Genomic DNA, 19,335 nt, shown 5'->3' with positions numbered 1-19,335 from the left:
TACAGTTTTGATTCTTTTGTACGTGGGAAACGCTAAAATAATAAAACTAGTATTGTACAGTCAACAAACACTAAGCCAAAAAGGCGCTCTCCAGCGCCTTTTTAACATATCTTTAACGTTTGCTACTTCACTGAAATCTGGTGCTTCACCACTTTCTCTTCTACTTTAGGTACGGAAACATGCAAGACACCGTTCTCAAACTGCGCCTGAATGGCAGCAGCATCTACGTGTTCCGGCAGCTGGAAAGAGCGTCTGAACTTCCCGTACAGGTTCTCTACCCGGTGGTACTTCAGTTGCTGGTTTTCCTTCTTGAAGGCCCGCTCTCCGCTCACGCGTAAAACGCCCTCCTCAAACTCCACAGTGATGTTTTCTTTGGTGACACCCGGCAAAACAAGCTCTACTTCATAGCTACTCTCGGTTTCCCAAAGGTCTACTGCTGGAGTGAAGCCCTGCCCTCTGCGTTGGTTCACTGAATCTTGGTAAAAACTGTCTAACAGGCTGCTGAAAGCGTGTGCTCCTCTGTTAGTTACTCCTGGGTTTTGTTTGGCAGTGATCATGGTCTTTATTTCTTAGGTTAAGATTTTCAATTGGATACTTACTTATTCATAAATTCTGTACCAGTCTCTTTCTCCAGCCATTTCAAGACATTATGACACATTCTATCTGGTTAAATCAAAAACATACCGACAATAAGTCCTAAACATGAATAACTTAATTGTTCCTAGCTGTCATTCCTCAGCTTTTTTACCCGAAGCTCCGGCCATTCCCAAATCTTTCCGGTTTTTAGAAGGTAGGTTTGAAGTTGTATCTTTCCGTAGAGGCTGATTATCTTCCCTAAGGGCCTTAGTTTTTGCGCCAAGCCGAGAAAGTAGCAGAGATGAAGCAAACTTTTATCTGTACCACACAATCCTATTTCCTATTATGAAAAAAACCTTATACGCTACTTTACTGGCGCTTCTGGCCGGTGTCAGTGCCCTCCCTACCCTGGCGCAAGAGCAGCAGCCTTCGCAGCATACCCCCTGGCACCTGGACCTGCAAAAAGGCCTCCAGTATACCACGGCAGATTCTACCTCCAGTCTTTCATTCCGGTTCAGGATCCAGAACCGGGCAGATTTTGAGACCAATTCAGGAAAAGACCTGGGCTTGGCCTCCGCGGGCGGTTATGTAAAGCGATTGCGCTTACGCACTTCGGGTCATCTGCTCAGCAAGAAGCTCACATACTCGCTACAGTTAGGCTTTGCCAATGGCGATACGGATGACAAAGACTCTGACCGGGAGCAGATCATTCGGGATGCGGTGCTGTTTTACCAGTTCACGCCTGCCCTTAAAGTAGGATTCGGCCAGACCAAACTGCCGGGTAACCGCCAGCGTGTTATCTCCTCTGGCGAACAGCAGTTCGTGGACCGCTCCATTGTGAACGCCACTTTCACCATAGACCGCGACTTTGGGCTTTTCGCCTTTTATGAAAACCAGGTAGGAAACGTACCGCTCCGGCTGCAGGCCGCCCTCTCCACCGGTGACGGCCGCAATGCCTTGCCCAAAGAAGGCTCAGGAGCGGCGTATACGGGCCGCGTGGAAATCCTTCCATTAGGCGAATTCACCATGGACGGGGATTATTTTGAGGGTGATTGGGTACGGGAGCAAAGCCCGAAGCTAGCCGTAGGGGTCACGTTCTCCGAGAACAAGAAGGCGTATCGCACCGGCGGCCAGATTGGGCAGTCGTTCGCTGGCTTCACTGACCTTCGTTCGGCCATGGCCGATCTGCATTTTAAGTACAGAGGCTGGGCTACGCTCCATGAATGGATCAACCGGAGAGCAGATACCATGATCTTTCCGGCAGAAAATGAAGGGGACCCGCTTTTTGTCTATGCCGGGCAAGGCTATAACGGGCAGGTAAGCTACCAATTCCCCAACCATTTTGAATTGGCAGGCCGTTACGCGGTTATTACCCCGGAAACGCAGATCCGGCACCTAGCCCCGCAGACGAAACATTATACCTTGGCGGCCAATTACTACCTGCGCTGGCACCGCATCAAACTCCAGTCTGACCTAACCTACCAAACGGAAAAAGACCTGACAAACCTCACCGGCTCCCGGAACAATTGGATTCTCCGGCTGCAGATGGAGCTGGGCATCTAAGCAAGTCGTTTCTCAAAATAACTAGAGGCCCTGGATTCTGCCCTGTTTTCAGAAAACAGGGCAGAATCCAGGGCCTCTGGCGTACAGGACCACTTAGGCCTCCGCGGCCAAGCTTTGCAGTTCACTGATAGCCAGCCATGCCATCAGGCCACTGCCTACCTCCAGGGCGGCTTCATCAATGTTGAAGGTGGGCGTGTGCACCCCAGAAGTGATGCCCTGGGCTTCGTTGCGGGTACCCAGGCGGTAAAAGCAGGCATCAGTCTGTTGGGAATAATACGCGAAGTCCTCGGCAGCCATCCACATATCCAGCTCCACCACGTTCTCGGAGCCTAGGTAGGCCTCTGCGGCGGCGCGGGCGCGGGCCACCAGAGCTGGGTCATTCTTCAGAAAAGGATAGCCGTCCATGATGTTGATGTCACAGGAACCGCCCATGCTTTCGCAGAGGCCTTCAGCAAGTTTCTTTATCTTCAATTTGGCCTCGGCGCGCCAGGCCTCATCCATGGTGCGGAATGTGCCTTCCAGTTTCACCTCCTCCGGAATCACGTTGGTAGCGCCGTTGGCGATCACTTTCCCGAACGACAAAACGGAAGGAATCTTAGGATTGGCCCGGCGGCTGACAATCTGCTGCAGGGCCACCAACAGATGCGCCGAGATCAGGATTGGGTCCACCAGCTGCTCGGGCAGCCCGCCATGGCCACCTTTTCCCTTCACCGTGATGTAAATCTCATCAGCAGAGGCCATGTACATGCCTGACCGGAAGCCCACTTTACCGGCGAGCAGAAACGGAAACACGTGCTGACCCATGATGCTCTGCGGCGCCGGGTTCTCCAATACGCCCTCTTTGATCATGAGCGAGGCCCCTCCTGGGAACTTCTCTTCGCCCGGTTGGAAGATAAGCTTCACGGTGCCTTCAAACTCCTGGCGCAGCTCCTGCAGAATACGGGCAGTGGTGAGCAGGGAAGAGGTATGCACGTCATGACCGCAGGCATGCATCACCCCTTCGTTCCTGGATCTGTAAGGCACGTCATTGGCTTCCAGAATGGGCAAGGCATCCAGGTCGGCGCGCAGGGCGGTGGTGGCTTTCTCCGGGTTGCGGCCTTTGATGAGGACTACTACGCCCGTATCGGTCACGCGCTCGGGTTCCAGGCCGTATTCCTGCAGTTTTCTGAACACGTAGGCCGAGGTCTCCACTTCCTGGAATGACAGCTCCGGGTGCTGGTGCAGGTGATGGCGGGTGGCTACCGTATCTGTGGCATACGCATGGGCAAGTTCCTGAATGCGGAGGGCTACGTCTTGCATGGGAAAGAAAATAAAGGATAAGGAGGCAAAGGTACGGCTGCTAAAAAGAATTCCGCCGTTTCTGGCCAGTTTAGCTAAAACAAGGGCAGAAACGGCGGAAATCCATTCACTTTGATAAAACTTAACAGGATTGGCCAATAGGGCCGAAGACCGTTATTTAGGGATATTGATGGTTTCAGGCACCAACCGTGCGTTGGGCAGCAGGTCTTTGATCTTGTTCAACGCTGACTGGGCTTCTACCCGGGTAAAGAAATCGCCTATCTTCAGCACGTACGTGGGCTGCTTATAGGTAAGGTAGTCTTTCTCCTCTGGCAGCCGCTGAATGATGTTACTGCGGAGGTCCATGGCGGTTTTGCGCTCTATGCCGGTGTACGCCAGAATGCGGTAACCCGCGGCGTATTTGATGTTCCGGTTTATCTGCACCACACTGTCCATGAGCATAGCTACCTGAGGCCCCACGTGGTGCGTGGGAGCGACTGATGCCATGGGTACCGAGGCTCCCGAGGGAACCGCCGGGAAACTTGGCCGGTATTTCTTGGTGTCTACCAGGGTGGCCGTACCGTCGCCTTTTTTCTCAGAACCCCGCGCATTGGCGGAAGCAGTGCCGTTCCCATTGTTGGTGGAAGACGAGGTGCTGCCCGTGGCGGCACAGCTCATCATGGCCCCTAAACAAAGGAAGGCAAATAGTCTGGCTGTCATTTTTCTCCAAATCATAGCAATGAAACGCCGGAGGATGTTCCAATCCGGTCTGCTCCTGCGTTCACCAACGCAAGGGCGGCTTCCTTGGTTTTAATTCCGCCGGAGGCCTTGATCTTGATGTGCCGGGGCAGGTTGGCCCGCATGAGCACCACGTCTTCTATCTGGGCCCCGGTGGCGGCAAAGCCCGTGGAGGTTTTCACGTAGTCCACCTCGGCCTCCACGCAAAGCTGGCACACCTGCACAATCTCCTCCGGAGACAGCAGGGCGGTTTCTATGATCACTTTCAGAATAGACTCTTTGAAGTGGCAGAGGGTGCTCAACTCATGCAGCTCAGACATGACCTCATCATGCCTACCCGACTTGAACGCGGCTATGTTCATGACCACGTCAATCTCCGTGGCGCCTTCAGACAAAGCCTGGTGCGCCTCAAAGAATTTCACCTTTGCCAATTGATACCCCAACGGAAAGCCCACCACGGTGGCAACCTGCACCCCGGTATCTTGCAGGGCAGCCACGGCTTGCCGCACAAAACAAGGGGGCACGCACACTGCCGCAAACCTGTGCTGGATCGCTTCCTGGCAGAGTTGCGCCACCATTTCTTTGGTGGTGTCAGGCTTGAGCACCGTATGGTCTATATACGGTGCCAAGCTCTGTTCCGGAGAGATAAGGGATTTAGTCTTCAATGAGAACACAACGGTTGTTGAGCAAATCGTTTTCCACGTTTTTGAACTTCACGTCCTTCATGACCCGGCCATCAGCGTACTGCACGCTTACCCGGTCATTTCGGCCCACTACCTTCTCTGCCCTCACGGGAACCTGCTTAGGGGCGGGCGCCTGCGGCATAGATGGCATGGAAGGGATAGTTTCCTCTAACGTAGAATGTACTTCTTCTTTCTGCTCCTGCAGCCTTGGTGGTCTTGGCGCCTGGGGCTGACGGGCTTCCTGTACCGGGGCGGGTGCCTCCTGTTGTACCGGAAGGTCTGCCTTGAACAGGAAAGAAACGGTTTCTTCGTTCACCTTGCTGATCATGCGCTTGAACAATTCAAAAGACTCGAATTTATAGATCAACAAGGGGTCTTTCTGCTCATACACCGCGTTCTGCACACTTTGCTTCAGGTCATCCATCTCGCGCAGGTGCTGGGTCCAGGCCTGGTCAATGGTAGCCAGGGAGATCACTTTCTCCACAGTCTTGATCAGTTCACGGCCCTTGGTGTTGTATACTTTCTCCAGGTTAGCCACGGCGGTGATCTGCTTGCGGCCGTCTGAGAAAGGAACGGCGATGTTCTCAATCATAGGCCCCCGGTTCTGGTAGATATCTGCCATGATAGGCGCTGACTGCTCCATGATCTGGTGGTTCTTGGCCAGGTAGAACTCCAGGGCCTCGTTGTAGAGACGGTCCATGAGCACGTCCACGGACTGCCCGGCCAGTTCAGGCGCGGTGATAGCGGAGTTGAACCCGTACACCCGGATGATGTGCAGCAGGAAGTCTTCATGGTTGCCGGTGGCTTTGTACGTCTGTACAATATCCTCAGCGGTATCATAGATCATGTTCCAGATGTCCAGCTCCAGGCGCTCACCGTACAGGGCGTTGCGGCGGCGTTTGTACACCACCTCGCGCTGGGCGTTCATCACGTCATCATACTCCAAGAGGCGCTTACGGGTACCGAAGTTGTTTTCCTCTACTTTCTTCTGCGCTCTCTCAATGGAGTTTGTGATCATGGAGTGCTGAATCACTTCGCCTTCCTCCAGACCCATTCTATCCATTAAGCGGGCAATGCGGTCAGAACCGAACAGACGCATCAAGCTGTCTTCCAGTGACACGAAGAACTGCGATGATCCAGGGTCACCCTGACGACCGGCCCGACCGCGCAACTGACGGTCTACGCGGCGTGACTCGTGGCGCTCGGTACCAATGATGGCCAATCCGCCCGCGGCTTTTGATTCTGGGGTCAATTTGATATCCGTACCACGGCCGGCCATGTTGGTGGCAATGGTCACGGTGCTCGGTTTACCGGCTTCGGCCACAATCTCAGCCTCGCGCTGGTGGTGCTTCGCGTTCAAGACCTGGTGCGGGATACCGCGCAGCTTGAGCATACGGCTTACCAGCTCAGATATCTCCACCGAAGTTGTACCTACCAGCACCGGACGGCCCTGCTTGGTCAGCTCCTGGATTTCCTCGGCTACGGCGTTGTATTTCTCACGCATGGTTTTGTACACCTTGTCGTGTTCGTCTTTGCGTTGGGCTACCCGGTTGGTAGGGATCACCACCACATCCAGCTTGTAGATTTCCCAGAACTCCCCGGCCTCGGTCTCTGCCGTACCGGTCATACCGGCCAGCTTGTGGTACATCCTGAAGTAGTTCTGCAAGGTCACCGTGGCATACGTCTGCGTGGCATCTTCTACGCGCACGTTCTCCTTGGCCTCAATGGCCTGGTGCAAGCCGTCTGAGTACCGACGGCCTTCCATTACGCGGCCTGTCTGCTCATCTACGATCTTTACCTTGTGGTCATCGGTGACAATGTACTCGGTGTCTTTCTCAAACAGCGTATAGGCTTTAAGCAACTGGTTGATGGTGTGCACCCGCTGCGACTTCTCCTGGTAGTCCTGGATCAGCTTTTCTTTCTGGTGCAGTTTATCGTCCGCAGAAAGCTCTTTGTGGTTCTCTATGTTGGCTATCTCTGTGCCTATGTCTGGCAAGATGAACAACTGTGGATCTTCGCCCTGGCCCGTGATCAGGTCAATGCCTTTCTCAGTGAGCTCAATCTGGTTGTGTTTCTCGTCAATGGTGAAGTACAAAGGCTTGTCGGCCTCCGGCATCTGGCGGGAATGGTCTTGCAGGTAGAAGGCCTCGGTCTTCAACAGGATCTGGCGCACGCCGGTCTCGCTCAGGAACTTGATCAAGGGCTTGTTCTTAGGCAAACCGCGGTACGCCCGGAACAAGGCCAGGCCGCCTTCTTTGTCGTTTCCTTCTTTGATCAGGCGCTTGGCTTCTACCAGGTAGTTACTGATTAGTTTCCGCTGGTTTTCTACCAGCATGGCCACGCGTGGTTTCAGCACGTAGAATTCGTGCTCATCGCCGCGCGGTACCGGGCCAGAGATGATCAAGGGGGTACGGGCATCATCAATCAACACCGAGTCTACCTCATCTACCATGGCGTAGTGGTGCTTGCGCTGCACCAGTTCACCCGGCTCACGCGACATGTTGTCACGCAGGTAGTCAAACCCGAACTCATTGTTGGTACCGTAGGTGATGTCTGCCAGATAGGCGTTGCGGCGGGCATCTGTGTTGGGCTGGTGCTTGTCAATACAGTCAATGGTGATGCCGTGGAACTCAAACAAGGGCGCCATCCACTCAGAGTCACGCTTGGCCAGGTAGTCGTTCACGGTTACCACGTGCACCCCGCGCTTTGCCAGCGCATTCAAGAAAGCAGGCAAGGTAGCCACCAGGGTTTTACCTTCCCCCGTGGCCATCTCGGCAATCTTACCCTGGTGCAAGACAATACCCCCAATCAGCTGCACGTCATAGTGGAGCATGTCCCAGACTACTTCGGTGCCGGCGGCGATCCAGCGGTTAGCCCAGATGGCCTGGTTTCCGTTGATCTGCACGTTGGGTTTGCGGGCCGCGAAGGTGTGGTCTAACTCTGTGGCCGTCACGGTCAACTGGCCGTTTTCCTTGAACCGGCGGGCGGTTTCCTTTACAATGGCAAAGGCCTGGGGCAATACTTCCATGAGTACTACTTCCAGGTCTTTGTTGCGGTCTTTCTCCAGGCCGTCAATCTCCGTGAAGATCTCTTCTTTCTGGGCGATGTCCAGTTCCGGCTCATTCTCTATGCGCTGATAAAGAACCGTTACTTTATCATCAATGGGCTTAAGACGTTCTGCTATTACGGCCTGCACCTCTTGGGTGCGCGCCCGCAGCTGGTCATCTGAAAGGGACGTAAGCTTGGAGAACTCCTGGTTGATGAGCGTCACATACGGCAATACCCCCTTGATATCCCGCTCAGACTTGGTTCCGAAAATCTTAGCGACCGTCTTCCCAACAAAATCAAACATATATAACTAATTAAAATGTACTTGAATCAATCTCAAAAATACGCGGTTTTTCCGACAAATTTCTACCTAGCCAAAACAATACCACAACCACAATAGTGCCCACCGCCTGACGGTTTGGCAGAATAAGTCCAAAGGTGCGGTATTTAGGAAGTAAAGCAAAGGGGTGACCAGGCGTTTGAGGCTTATTTTAGCAAAAATACCTCGCAAACAGATTCTTACCGGCACAAAGGACAAAGCTGCACTTCTTACCTAAGTCTGTGACCCGCCAGAGTACCCACCCAGAGGCATTGGGCTACCTGAACACTTAGCAGGCTGGCACCAGGTAACAGAAAAGAAAAAGCCGCTTTGGGGCTGTTTTATAAAAAACAGACCCAAAGCGGCTTTTAGAAGGAAGAACCTTATGCTTGCGCGGCAAAGCGAATTTCGCCTTCGGTAGAATGGAGGTCTGTCTGGACAGGCCTGAAGTTGAACTCACACGCGTGCAGGTACCGGCGCAAAGCATCTTCCACCGAAGGCAGAATGCCCCGTTTGCCAGTTTCCAGGGCAGAATAAACGGGTCGGGCGGCAGGTTGTTTAAAGCTAGCCATGGGTACCGGTTGCAACCATGGTGCCGGGTCAAGCCCGGCCAGGTTAGCGGCCAGTTCTGCCAATTGAGCCCAGCTATAAGCGCCCGTATTTGCCAGGTGCCAGATGCCGCTTTCGCCGTCAATGAGCAGGTCCAAGGCCATATTCACCAGATCTGGCACATAGGTAGGCGTAATGAAACTGTCCTCGGCGGCTTTGAAAGGCTCCTGGTGCGCTATCGCCCGCAGGGCATGGTATACAAAGTTGTGCTCATCCCAGGGACCGAAGAAAGCACTGGTTCTGATCACCAGGGCTTGCGGCATTGCGGCCAACACCTGCTCCTCGGCCTGGGTCTTACTGCGGCCGTACACGTTGAGGGGCTGGGGCTGGTCTTCCTCCAGGTAAGGTTCCATTTTCTCGCCATCAAACACCAGGTCTGAGGAAAAGGTCACAAACCCTACCCCGTGCGCCTGACAGGCTTTCGCCAAAACCGCCGGGCCGTGGGTATTCTCTCTGTAACAGGCTTCTGCTTCTTCCTCGGCGGCATCTACCCGCACAAAGCCGGCGGTGTTCACCAGTGCCCAGGGCCGGTATTTCTGAAGAGCTTTCTCTACCGAGGCGGCGTCTGCAATGTCCAGGTCCTGACGGGTGAGCAAGACATACGGAATGCCGCGGGTATCACAGAGGCGGGCAAAGGCCCGACCCAGGGTACCCGTGGCCCCGGTTATCAACAAGGGTTCAATGGCCAGGTCATGGGGCAGCATCTGCTCATTACCGGCCTGGCTCCAGTTCTCTGGCTCTTCTGGCATATTGGTGTAAATACTGCGGCAAACGCGTTTCCACCAGCCATCTACCTTGAGCACCGGATGCCGTTCTGCCTCAAGGGGTAGCCCTTTCAGAAAATCAGAGACCGCGGTGCGTGCGGGCTGGCCGCCTTTCAGGTCAAAGGCGCCCATTTCATAATGCCCGGCGTTTCTGGTAAGCAGGCTATTCCAGTCATAGGCCCCAAGAAGAGACCAGGCGGTGACCGCCAGCACGTTTTTGCCCTGTTTCCGCAGAAAAGAGGCAGAATCCCACACATCGGCGAGCCACCGCATCTGTTCTTCACGGGTACAGCAGAGATGGGCCTCGGTGATGACCACCGGAAGGTCATAGCGCGCGCACACCTGTTCCAGGATGTTCTGCACGCCCAGCGGCGTAGCCGCTTGCACGCGCACGGCCTCTACATCTGCGTACCTATGCCAGGCGTTGCTGCCGTGGGTATGCCAGGGGTAGTCAATGATGCGCTCATCTAGGTAGCGCTCGCTGGTGACGTAGTAGTTCACCCCTATGATGTCTGGCGGACATGGGTCCTGCACCAGTTCCAGCAGGGTTTCCTCTGACACGCCCACCCGGCGCAGGTAGCCCCACAGCGGATGCTGCTGGTCTACTTTGCCACAGAGCAGATCCCAGGAGAGCCACCGCCGGTGGTTCTCAAAATCTGCCTGGTACTGCAACGCCGGTGTGCTGTGGGAGTAGCCCAGGTCATCGGTCTGCACCAGTTTGGCCTGGGGGTTTATCTCCCTGATGGCCTGCATGGCCAGCTTGGTGCCTTTGATTTGGTTTAGTAAAGCTGTTGCAAAGGAAGCATCATCTTGGGTGTGTGGATACCAGAAGCCGTATAATGCGCTGAACCGAGCCGTAGTAAGGGGTTCATTGATGGGAGTATAGTGGTTGACCCACGGAAACTGCTGGGCCACCCCACGGGCGTATTGCGCCAGTTTCTGAGGGAAGTCCTCGTCTAAGAGGTGGGTATATCGGGGGCCGCTGCCATGATGCAGCAGCCCCACGATTGGGTCTATGTTCAGTTCCCGGAGCCGGTTCAGGCGTTCTGTCGCCCAGGTCCAGTCTTGTTGTTCCGGGTGTTCTGGGGCAACGCTTTCCCATAGCACCGGGTACCGAATTTTTTTGATGCCTAACTCAGCGAACAGATCCAGGTCTGAAAGCCGGTTTGCATGCCCGCTCTGTGCAAGCTGGTCAAAGTACTCCTCACCTACCCGGTTTACAGTACACTCAACGCCTCCCCAAAGCTCAATGTTTGCCATTCGTACTCACTTTGGTGGAACTTCCGTTTAGGGTGGCAGAACTTCCGTTCAATGCCTCACGCACTACTTTAGGCAAGACATCTACCCCTTCTACTACCGGCAGGGCAACTTTGTCCTTTTCCGTCAGCTTCTTGTGCAGGGTAAGCGCCTGGGCCACCACCTGGTCCATGTTGTAATATTTGTAGGTAGCCAAACGGCCTACAAAGTGTACGCCTGGCGTGGCATCGGCCAGCTTTTTGTACTTGTTGTACAGTTCAGCGTTCTCTGGTTTAGGCACTGGGTAGTAGGGATCTCCTTCGGCGCGCGGGTATTCATACACCAGGCTGGTCTTGGGGTGCTGCTGCCCGGTCAGGTATTTAAACTCTGTGACCCGGGTATACAACTGCTCATTGGGGTAGTTCACCACGGCCACCGGCTGGAAGGTTTCTTTGTTCACCGTCTCATGCTTGAACTCCAGGGAACGGTAGGGCAGCTTGCCGTATTTGAAGTCAAAGTACTCGTCTACCGGACCCGTATAGATCATTTCCTTGAACGGAATCATGTCAATGATCTCATGGTAATCTGTGTTGAGCATGATCTTGATGTTAGGATGGCTCAACATGTTCTCAAACATCTTGGTGAAGCCGTGCAGCGGCATGGCCTGGTAGGTGTCTGTGAAGTAGCGGTCATCACGGTTGGTGCGGGTAGGCACCCTAGAAGTCACGGATTTATCCAACTCAGACGGATCCATGCCCCATTGCTTGCGGGTGTAGTTCTTGAAGAACTTCTCGTACAGTTCACGGCCTACCTTGCTGACTACCACGTCTTCTGAGGTACGCACGGTGTCTACTTTCTCCGCCACAGACTCAAACCACTTGTCCAGTTCAAAGGAGGTCAGGCTCAAGCCGTACAGTTTGTTGATGGTATCCAGGTTGATGGGCATGGGCACTTGTTGGCCGTCTACGCTGGCCAGCACGCGGTGCTCATACGGGCGCCATTCTGTGAACTGCCCCAGGTACTCAAAGACATCTTTGGAGTTGGTATGGAAGATATGTGGGCCGTACTTATGCACCAAAATCCCGTCTTCGTTATAGTGGTCATAGGCATTGCCGCCAATGTGTGACCTCTTGTCTATGATTAATACTTTTTTATTGGAATACGTAGCCAAACGCTCGGCCAGTACGCTTCCGGCAAATCCTGCCCCTACAATCAGATAGTCGAACATGTTATTAATGGGCTATAGTTGTTAAAATCATTCAAAGGCAAAACCGGCTTGGCTTACCTGTACATCATTTTCCTTCAGGAAAATACAATTCAAGGTTGATGGGTACTTGATCAGATAAGGGCAGAAGTGGCCGTTGATCGTTCCCCTAATCTGGTCAGAACGTTAGGTAGAGGAAGCCTTTTCCTTAGCGCTTTTCCCTTTGGCCACGCTCTGCATGAGGCGCACCATGTTCTGCCAGGTTTTGTCCCAGGAGATACCAGCCAGGAAGTCATCTGTGCGGCGTCTCCAGTCTTTGTCCTCTTTCTGGGCCAGCGCCTTCACCAGGGCCGCTTCAAAGGCTTCGGCCCCATCGGCTATGTGCACCAGGTTCTGCTCCCCGTATGGGCGCACTACATCTCTGATGGAGGTAGAAACCACGGGCCGGCCAGCTGCCAGGTACTCCGGCGTTTTGGTGGGACTAATGTATTTGGTGGATTCATTGTGGGCGAATAGCAGCATGGCCACATCCCACCCGGCCAGGTAAGAAGGCAGTTCCTGATAGGATTTGCCACCTAGGTAATGGATGTTGGAGCTGGAAGGTAAAATGGCCGGGTCTATTTTCACCACCGGTCCTATAATGACAAACTGCCATTCTGGGCGGGCCAGGGCTACTTCGCGCAGCAGTTCAATGTCAAAGCGCTCATCTACCACCCCAAAGAAACCCATGCGCGGGTGCGGGATATTGGCCTGGTCAGCGGGATCTTCCTGGGCCTGACGGGCCTGCCCAAAATGCACCTTGTCTATGCTGCTAGGGAAGGCGTACACTTCTTTGTGACGGCCCACCTTGGCTTCATACAGACTTTGCCCTCCGGTGAAGACCACATCTGCCTTGGTCATCAATTCTGCCTCCAGCTCCAGCAACCGCGGCGGGGCGAATTTAAAGGCCGAAAGCTCATCCATGCAGTCAAAGACGGTGAGGGCTGGGTTGAACTGGCGCGAGATCTCCAGCGCCATGGGCGTGTAGTACCAGAAAACGGTCTTGGTCAGGTCATGGTCTGCCATGAAAGCGTTCAGCAACTCTACCTGCTTGGCGTCAGACTCTTCCGGGGTCAGGCCGTGGGGCAGATGGGCTACCACTATGGTCACTCTACCGTTTTCGCGCTCCTGCATCTCTAACCGCGGCTGGGCGTTGTCTGAGAAATAAGGTTCCTCAAAGAAGAAGAGGCGGGTATGCTTGGCAAAGCGCGACAGCAAGTGCTGGGGCCGTTGGTAAACAAAATCCCACCGCAGGTGAGACAGGCAGATGATAGCAGATACGGTAGAAAGGTAAGCTTCAAGAGAAAGGTCAGCGCCTTGTTTTGCCGCTGTCCGCGTGGTGTCAGAAGGAGAAGAAGAATAGGTACTGGAAGAAGATACCTCGGGTTCAGACGAAAGGGAGCTACCTCCCACGCCGGGGATGAAATCTGAGTCTAGGTCAAACATAATCGAAAGCTAGTTTTGAAGTGTGGTTTCCTAAAAAGAAAGGAAAAACGAGTGTCTTTTCTTTTTTTAACTAAGCTTACGTGTAAAACCTAAAAAGGCTACATAGCAATAGGATTAAGCCTTGATTCTCCTATAAAACCTTTAAAAATACCGTATAAATTCCACCGTACGCAACTGAATAATACTGATATTTTTTTAAACATTTCAGCTACCCCCTAGTGGTTTATTCAAAGAAACAGGTAGTAATTTTTGAAGCTCCACCACATCTTGCCAGCCAGTAGGCACGCGCAACCAATCTTTCCTGACCCCGATTTCCTGAAAGCCGGCCCCCTTGAAAAGCCTTAGGCTGGAGGTGTTATCCTGCGCTACAGAACAGTAAAGTTGGTGCAGTTGAAGGACCTGCGTGGCGTACTGTTCCAGCAGTTGGAGAGTCTCCTGCCCGTAGCCTTGCTGACGATAGGCTGATGCCAGGGCAATGCCCACGCCGGCCCGTTGGTGGAGGGGTTCAAAATCAAACAGGTCTACCGTTCCCACTACCTTGTCATCTGCTGTCTGGCATACCATGAGGCGAACCTGGCGCACCGCATAAATGTCAAGGGTAGCGTGCTCCAGGTATTGCCGCAAGGCCTCCCGGGAGAAGGGCGTGACCGACAGGCTGACGGGCCAGAGGGCGGTGTCATTTTCCAGGCCGTACAGGAAATCAAGGTCACTGGGTTCTGGCGCGCGCAATAGAATACGGTCTGTCTGGAGCATGGGCAGGAAGATGATAACAAGGACTTAAGAGAAAGAAAACCAGCTTCCTTTTCTCAAGACACTTAAAAAGTACCCCTCGTTTTTTGGCTTCTTTTTAGCAAACAAGGGTTAAACGGCCATCAGCAAATCAAGTAAAAAATTGGATCAAGAGCACGTTTTCCTTTTATTTTAGCGCGGCCACTTTAGGGGAAATTCACAAAAGGATGGCCTTATCATTCTAGCGACTAGGCGGCCGTCCCACTTTGAACGCTACCCCTCTTCTGCATCTTTCCGCTAGCTAACCCGCAACAAAGGCGGGACCGTTGTCTCTACTTTTGCAGGTACTGGTCCACCCCTTTTTCGCAGTAGGTGATGTTGGTTTTGATGGTGGTGCGCAACAGTTCCTCATTGATGGCTTTGCGGCTGGTGTCTACGTAGGGGTGGTGCAGGTGGTACTGCACCCCGCCCATTTTCAGTGACCTCTTCCGAATGCCGGCGTTCATGAGGCGGGCAGCTATTTCGCTGTCTTCGGGGCCCCAGCCCACATAGTTCTCATTGTACCCGTTCACGCGCAGGAGATCCTGGCGCCAGAAAGACATGTTGCAGCCTTTCACGTAGTACTTGTTTTTCCCGGTCAGTTTGTAGCGGTTGGCCAGGAACTTCCGGAGGAGACGCCAGCGCAAGCCATTGAACAGGTTACTGGTCTTCACAATGTCTGCCAGGCTGAAATGCGTGATCTGCTTGGCCAGCACCAGGGCAGAGATCTCCGGGGAAAGGTTGATTCTTCCGCCCGCCAGAAACCGTTCCTGCGTGGCCAGGGTAAGATGGTCCTGCACAAATCTAGGGTGCACAATCACGTCACCGTCTATCTGTACCACATAAGAGTACTTTGCTTGCGCAATGGCTTTGTTCAGGATCTTGGACCGTTGGAACCCGTTGTCAGGATGCCACACGTGATGCAGAGGCACCGGAAAGTCCTGCTGGAATTGCTGGATCAATTTCTGAGTCTCCTCGCCCGACCCGTCGTCGGCTATCAACACCTCCTGGGGCATGACCTTTTGCTGCCGCACACTTTGCAGACAGAGTTGAAGCGCCTGAGGCCAATTGTAGGTGGTAATGATGAGGGAGCACGTGGGCAATGCCATTCAGTGAATTATTTGGGTTCAATTTAATTAAGAACAAGGGGAGTTTTTCGGAGGAGGTTGATCTGCTAACTAAAGGCTGATCTCTCCTTTGAACACTTGCTGGGCCGGGCCAATCAGGTAGATGTTCCGGAAGCCTTCTCCTGCCTTCTCAAAGCTTACCTGCAGCTCGCCCCCCAGCACCTGAATAGAAATTGGGCTTTCATACCCGGCCCGGTTGGCGGCCAGGGCACAGGCCGTGACCCCGGTGCCGCAGGAAAACGTCTCATCTTCCACGCCCCGTTCATAGGTACGCACAGACAACTTATTCTCTGGCAGATGCTCCACGAAGTTCACGTTGGTTCCCTCGGCCTTGAAGCGGTCAGAGTAGCGGATGGCACGGCCTTCGGCAAACACGTTCAAATCCTGCAGTGCCTCTACCTGCTTCACGTAGTGGGGCGAGCCGGTATCCAGGAAAGTGGCTCCTTCCAGGGCTTCTACCGCGTCTACGTCCTTCATCTGCAGGTGCACCAATCCGTCTTTCAGGAAAGCCTGGTGCGGACCATCGGCGGCAATGAAATAGGCTTGGTTCTCTACCACTCCCATAAACTGCGCAAACGCCACCAGACACCGGCCGCCGTTGCCGCACATAGAGCTGGGCCTGCCGTCTGCGTTGTAGTAGACCATCTCAAAGTCATAGCCTTCTTTGTTTTGCAGCAGCATGAGCCCGTCTGCTCCTACCCCATTGCGGCGGTCGCACAGAAAGGCTACCTGTTCCTGGCTGAGCGCAATAGCTTGAGCCCGGTTATCAAGCACCACAAAGTCATTGCCGGTGCCCTGGTATTTATAGAAAGTTAGAGTCATCTTGAAATATACGCCTGTGTTCTGCCTAAGCCGAGCTTCTTCTCTTTGAAAAAACCTTGAAAAGTAATAAAAAAAGTGATGCCGTACTATATTCATACGCTGAAACCATTCCTGAAGCTCAGGTACTGAAACCTATTTAAGGGGCTATTTCCCAAAAACAGGGGCTAAACACAGGGGGCAGAGCGACCAACGAATTCCTTCCCCTTTGTCCTCTTGCCAGAGGGTAGGTCGTTACCAGCGAAGGCTAAGCATGAGCCCCACCGCCGGTCACGGCCCAACTCCTTTCCTGTGGAATGGGGCTCTCCTGTTTTTTCTGCCCCTCTCCTGTCACCAAAGCCCTGCAAGAACAGCACCACCGCACGCCACAAAACCGTACCTTTGCCCCTTCACCACCCTCAACACCTATGTACTCTTTCCTGACCACCAGCGCCTGGACCGATTATGAACTGATAGACTGCGGCAACTTTGAGAAGCTGGAGCGCTTTGGAGACTATGTACTGGCCCGCCCTGAGCCCCAGGCTGCCTGGGACAAACATCTGTCTGAGGGTGAGTGGGAACGCCTGGCCCAGGCTACGTTCAAACGCGAGAAAGGCAACCAGGAAAAAGGCCAGTGGCAGCTGAAGAAAGGCATGGCCGAGCAGTGGTTCATCAACTACCGCTACAACGACCTGAAGCTGCGGTTCCGGTTGGGCTTGTCTTCCTTCAAGCACGTGGGCTTGTTCCCTGAGCAGGATCCTAACTGGCAGTTCATCTTTGACCGCACCCGGGCCCTGCCCGGCAAGCCGAAGGTGTTGAACATGTTCGCCTATACCGGGGGGGCTTCCTTAGCCGCCAACGCCGCCGGCGCTGATGTCACCCACCTGGACTCTGTGAAGCAGGTCAACTTCTGGGCCCGCCAGAACATGGAAGCCAGCAACCTGGATAACATCCGGTGGCTGGTGGAAGACGCCATGAAATACGCCCGCCGCGAGGTCAAACGCGGAAACAAATACCAGGGCATTATCCTGGACCCTCCCGCCTACGGCCGCGGCCCCGATGGCGAGAAATGGCTCCTGGAAGAGCAGATCAACGAGCTCATCAAGCTTTGCTCCCAGTTGCTGGATCCTGAGAACAACTTCTTCGTGATCAACCTCTACTCACTCGGATTCTCTGCCTTGATTCTGGACAACCTGATTAAAGCCTCTTTTGGCAAAACAGTGCAGAATGAGGAACTTGGCGAGTTGTACCTGCAGGACCAGGCCAAGCGCAAACTCCCACTGGGTACCTTTTTCCGGTTCAGTTCTGTGAAGTAGGCTTGCTGATTGTTAGTTGCTGGTTGTTGGTTGCTGATTGATGGAAAGCGAGCCCTCTTTATGGGGAAGTTATTCTCCCTGCTAAAAATCTGCTCACCGCCTTCCCTTTTGTCATCCTGGAAGGATCTTGTGGGCCAACTAGAAAGGCAGTAGGAAAATGCTTCTGCCCTTCGCTTAGGAGGTATTCCCAAGTTCCAATTGGAGACACGACACTCATAACTGGCGACCTACTACCTTTTGTTTCCCCAAGAGCTTTTAGCCCGTTTTCTATAAAAAAGACCCAAAACAAGTTTCGCTGCTTTCCGGTAATTTTGCATCGGCGCAGCCAACGGTTTTCCCGTACTGCCCTTTTACAGGAATTTAGCAGAAACAGCCAGAATACTCACTTTCTCTTTTCCTTCATTCTTCCTTAAACTTCTACCCTGCATATATGGCCCGTCGTTTTGCCCTTATAGACCTTGGCACCAATACCTTCCATTTGCTTATTGTTGAACTTGACCCCGATGGCGTGCAACAGACCCTGTACAAAACCAAAGTACCGGTAAAGCTGGGCGAAGGCGGCATCAGCAAAGGCGAGATCACCCCTGAAGCCCGGGAACGCGGTCTGAAAGCCCTGGCGGAGTTCAGGAAAACCATGGACGAGCACCAGGTGGAGGTAGTGAAAGCCACCGCCACCAGCGCCCTGCGCAACGCCAGCAACGGGGCTGAAGTGGTGAGCGCCATCAAAGAACAGACCGGCATTGACGTGGAGATTATCTCCGGCGCCCGGGAGGCCGAATTGATTTTCAAAGGGGTACAACTGGCCATGGAGATAGGTCCCAAGCCGGTGCTGGTCATGGACATTGGCGGCGGCAGCGTGGAGTTCATCATTGGCAGCGAGAAAGGGATCCTCTGGAAAAAGAGCTTCGAGATTGGAGCCCAGCGGCTCCTGGACAAGTTCTACCCCGACCAGGAACAGCCTATAAAACCCGAGCAGGTCAAGGCCCTGCGCCACTACCTCCAGGACAAGCTCCAGAAACTCACCGCCGCGGTATTGCAGCACCAGCCAGAGGTGCTCATCGGCTCTTCGGGCACCTTTGACACGCTCGTAGACATGGACCTGGCCGCCCAAGGCCTCCTCCGCCACCCAGACGGCTCACCAGACATGCCGCTGCCCCTGAGCACCTTCCATAGGCAGTACAAAGCGCTTCTGCAAAAAGACCGGGCCCAGCGTATGGCCATTCCCGGCATGCTGGCCATGCGGGTAGACATGATTATGGTGGCCTGCGTTGCCGTTGACTGGACCCTTGAGAAATTCAACCTGGAGAAGATCAGGGTGTCTGCGTATGCACTGAAAGAAGGCATGCTGGCGGAGTTGCTGCAGTAATAGACTTTGCTGCAGCACGCTTGTTTGATGCTGTTTCTACGGTTAGGGATGATAGCCTTAGTTATAAGTGCTAGCCTTTGAGCCTCGCTGGAGTAAGATTCAGCATAAGGTTCTAGTTGTTGCGTTGGTGAACGCCTTTTGCCATTGCTGGCGTAGCGGATGCTGTCTGCGAGGCCCTTATGCTTGGTCTTTTCATAGCTGCCCTCCGTGCGCTCACGGCCGCGAGGCCCCGTCTTCCCCTCTCGCACTGCCCTTTCGGCCTGAACTGTCCTTTTCTTTTAGTTACCGTCTATCTAGGGCCAAAAGCGAGGCGCGCTCGGGAAAGACTGGAACAGGGGAAAGTTAGTAAAGGCGGTGATGATAGAACATGTAGAGACAACGGCACCGCCTTGTCTCTTTACGCATTGCTACCTATTCCTTTCTTTTGCTCCAACGCACCTCTTGCCTCCACCACGTA

14 protein-coding genes are annotated in these 19,335 nt (G+C 53.8%); 3 read left to right on the top strand and 11 right to left on the bottom strand.

Translation table 11 applies throughout. The features are described from left to right. Positions 1 to 122 precede the first annotated feature (122 nt). Positions 123 to 557 carry an Hsp20/alpha crystallin family protein gene (locus FOE74_RS02280; RefSeq protein WP_149096972.1) on the bottom strand — a complete coding sequence of 145 codons (435 nt, stop codon included), beginning with the start codon at positions 555 to 557 and terminating at the stop codon, positions 123 to 125. Positions 558 to 921: 364 nt separating this feature from the next. Here FOE74_RS02280 and FOE74_RS02275 point away from each other — a divergent pair, with 364 nt between their 5' ends. Next, on the top strand, positions 922 to 2,139 hold the full coding sequence (locus FOE74_RS02275; RefSeq protein WP_149096971.1) for a porin: 1,218 nt from the start codon (positions 922 to 924) through the stop codon (positions 2,137 to 2,139). 93 nt (positions 2,140 to 2,232) lie between these two features. Here the strand turns inward: FOE74_RS02275 and FOE74_RS02270 are convergent, their stop codons facing one another. The 10 genes from FOE74_RS02270 to dapF form a co-directional block, all read right to left on the bottom strand. Then, a complete protein-coding gene (locus tag FOE74_RS02270) occupies positions 2,233 to 3,438 on the bottom strand; it encodes a M20 metallopeptidase family protein (protein WP_149096970.1) in 1,206 nt (401 codons plus the stop codon). A 153-nt stretch (positions 3,439 to 3,591) separates the two neighbouring features. Further along, positions 3,592 to 4,137: a PDDEXK family nuclease gene (locus FOE74_RS02265; RefSeq protein ID WP_149096969.1), complete on the bottom strand. Its 546-nt coding sequence runs from the start codon at positions 4,135 to 4,137 to the stop codon at positions 3,592 to 3,594. Between the two features lie 11 nt (positions 4,138 to 4,148). Continuing rightward, positions 4,149 to 4,784 (bottom strand): deoxyribose-phosphate aldolase, encoded by a 636-nt coding sequence (gene deoC / locus FOE74_RS02260; protein ID WP_225840597.1) that lies wholly within the window; start codon positions 4,782 to 4,784, stop codon positions 4,149 to 4,151. Positions 4,785 to 4,809: 25 nt separating this feature from the next. Further along, positions 4,810 to 8,190: a preprotein translocase subunit SecA gene (gene secA / locus FOE74_RS02255; protein WP_149096968.1), complete on the bottom strand. Its 3,381-nt coding sequence runs from the start codon at positions 8,188 to 8,190 to the stop codon at positions 4,810 to 4,812. 398 nt (positions 8,191 to 8,588) lie between these two features. Continuing rightward, positions 8,589 to 10,838: a dTDP-4-dehydrorhamnose reductase gene (gene rfbD / locus FOE74_RS02250; RefSeq protein ID WP_149096967.1), complete on the bottom strand. Its 2,250-nt coding sequence runs from the start codon at positions 10,836 to 10,838 to the stop codon at positions 8,589 to 8,591. Next, a complete protein-coding gene (glf, locus tag FOE74_RS02245; RefSeq protein ID WP_149096966.1) occupies positions 10,825 to 12,042 on the bottom strand; it encodes a UDP-galactopyranose mutase in 1,218 nt (405 codons plus the stop codon). Before glf ends, rfbD begins: the two co-directional genes overlap by 14 nt. A gap of 162 nt (positions 12,043 to 12,204) precedes the next feature. After that, positions 12,205 to 13,503, bottom strand: a complete 1,299-nt coding sequence (locus FOE74_RS02240) for a glycosyltransferase family 1 protein (protein ID WP_149096965.1) — start codon at positions 13,501 to 13,503, stop codon at positions 12,205 to 12,207. A 204-nt stretch (positions 13,504 to 13,707) separates the two neighbouring features. Next, positions 13,708 to 14,256: a GNAT family N-acetyltransferase gene (locus tag FOE74_RS02235; RefSeq protein ID WP_149096964.1), complete on the bottom strand. Its 549-nt coding sequence runs from the start codon at positions 14,254 to 14,256 to the stop codon at positions 13,708 to 13,710. A gap of 308 nt (positions 14,257 to 14,564) precedes the next feature. Continuing rightward, positions 14,565 to 15,380, bottom strand: a complete 816-nt coding sequence (locus FOE74_RS02230; protein WP_149096963.1) for a glycosyltransferase family 2 protein — start codon at positions 15,378 to 15,380, stop codon at positions 14,565 to 14,567. 69 nt (positions 15,381 to 15,449) lie between these two features. Further along, entirely contained in the window at positions 15,450 to 16,220 is a 771-nt protein-coding gene (dapF, locus tag FOE74_RS02225; RefSeq protein WP_149096962.1) for a diaminopimelate epimerase, read from the bottom strand. A 404-nt stretch (positions 16,221 to 16,624) separates the two neighbouring features. Between dapF and FOE74_RS02220 the strand changes: the two genes are divergently transcribed. Next, complete coding sequence (locus FOE74_RS02220) at positions 16,625 to 17,512, top strand: class I SAM-dependent methyltransferase (RefSeq protein WP_149096961.1); 888 nt, start codon at positions 16,625 to 16,627, stop codon at positions 17,510 to 17,512. A gap of 430 nt (positions 17,513 to 17,942) precedes the next feature. Beyond that, the gene (locus tag FOE74_RS02215; RefSeq protein WP_149096960.1) at positions 17,943 to 18,878 is read left to right on the top strand and encodes a Ppx/GppA phosphatase family protein; all 936 of its coding nucleotides are present in this window, start codon (positions 17,943 to 17,945) and stop codon (positions 18,876 to 18,878) included. Positions 18,879 to 19,335: the final 457 nt, after the last annotated feature.

Origin of the sequence: Rufibacter glacialis (genome assembly GCF_008271745.1) — a bacterium.
Classification (GTDB): Bacteria; Bacteroidota; Bacteroidia; order Cytophagales; family Hymenobacteraceae; genus Nibribacter; species Nibribacter glacialis.
This window is presented reverse-complemented; position numbering and strand designations above follow the sequence as displayed.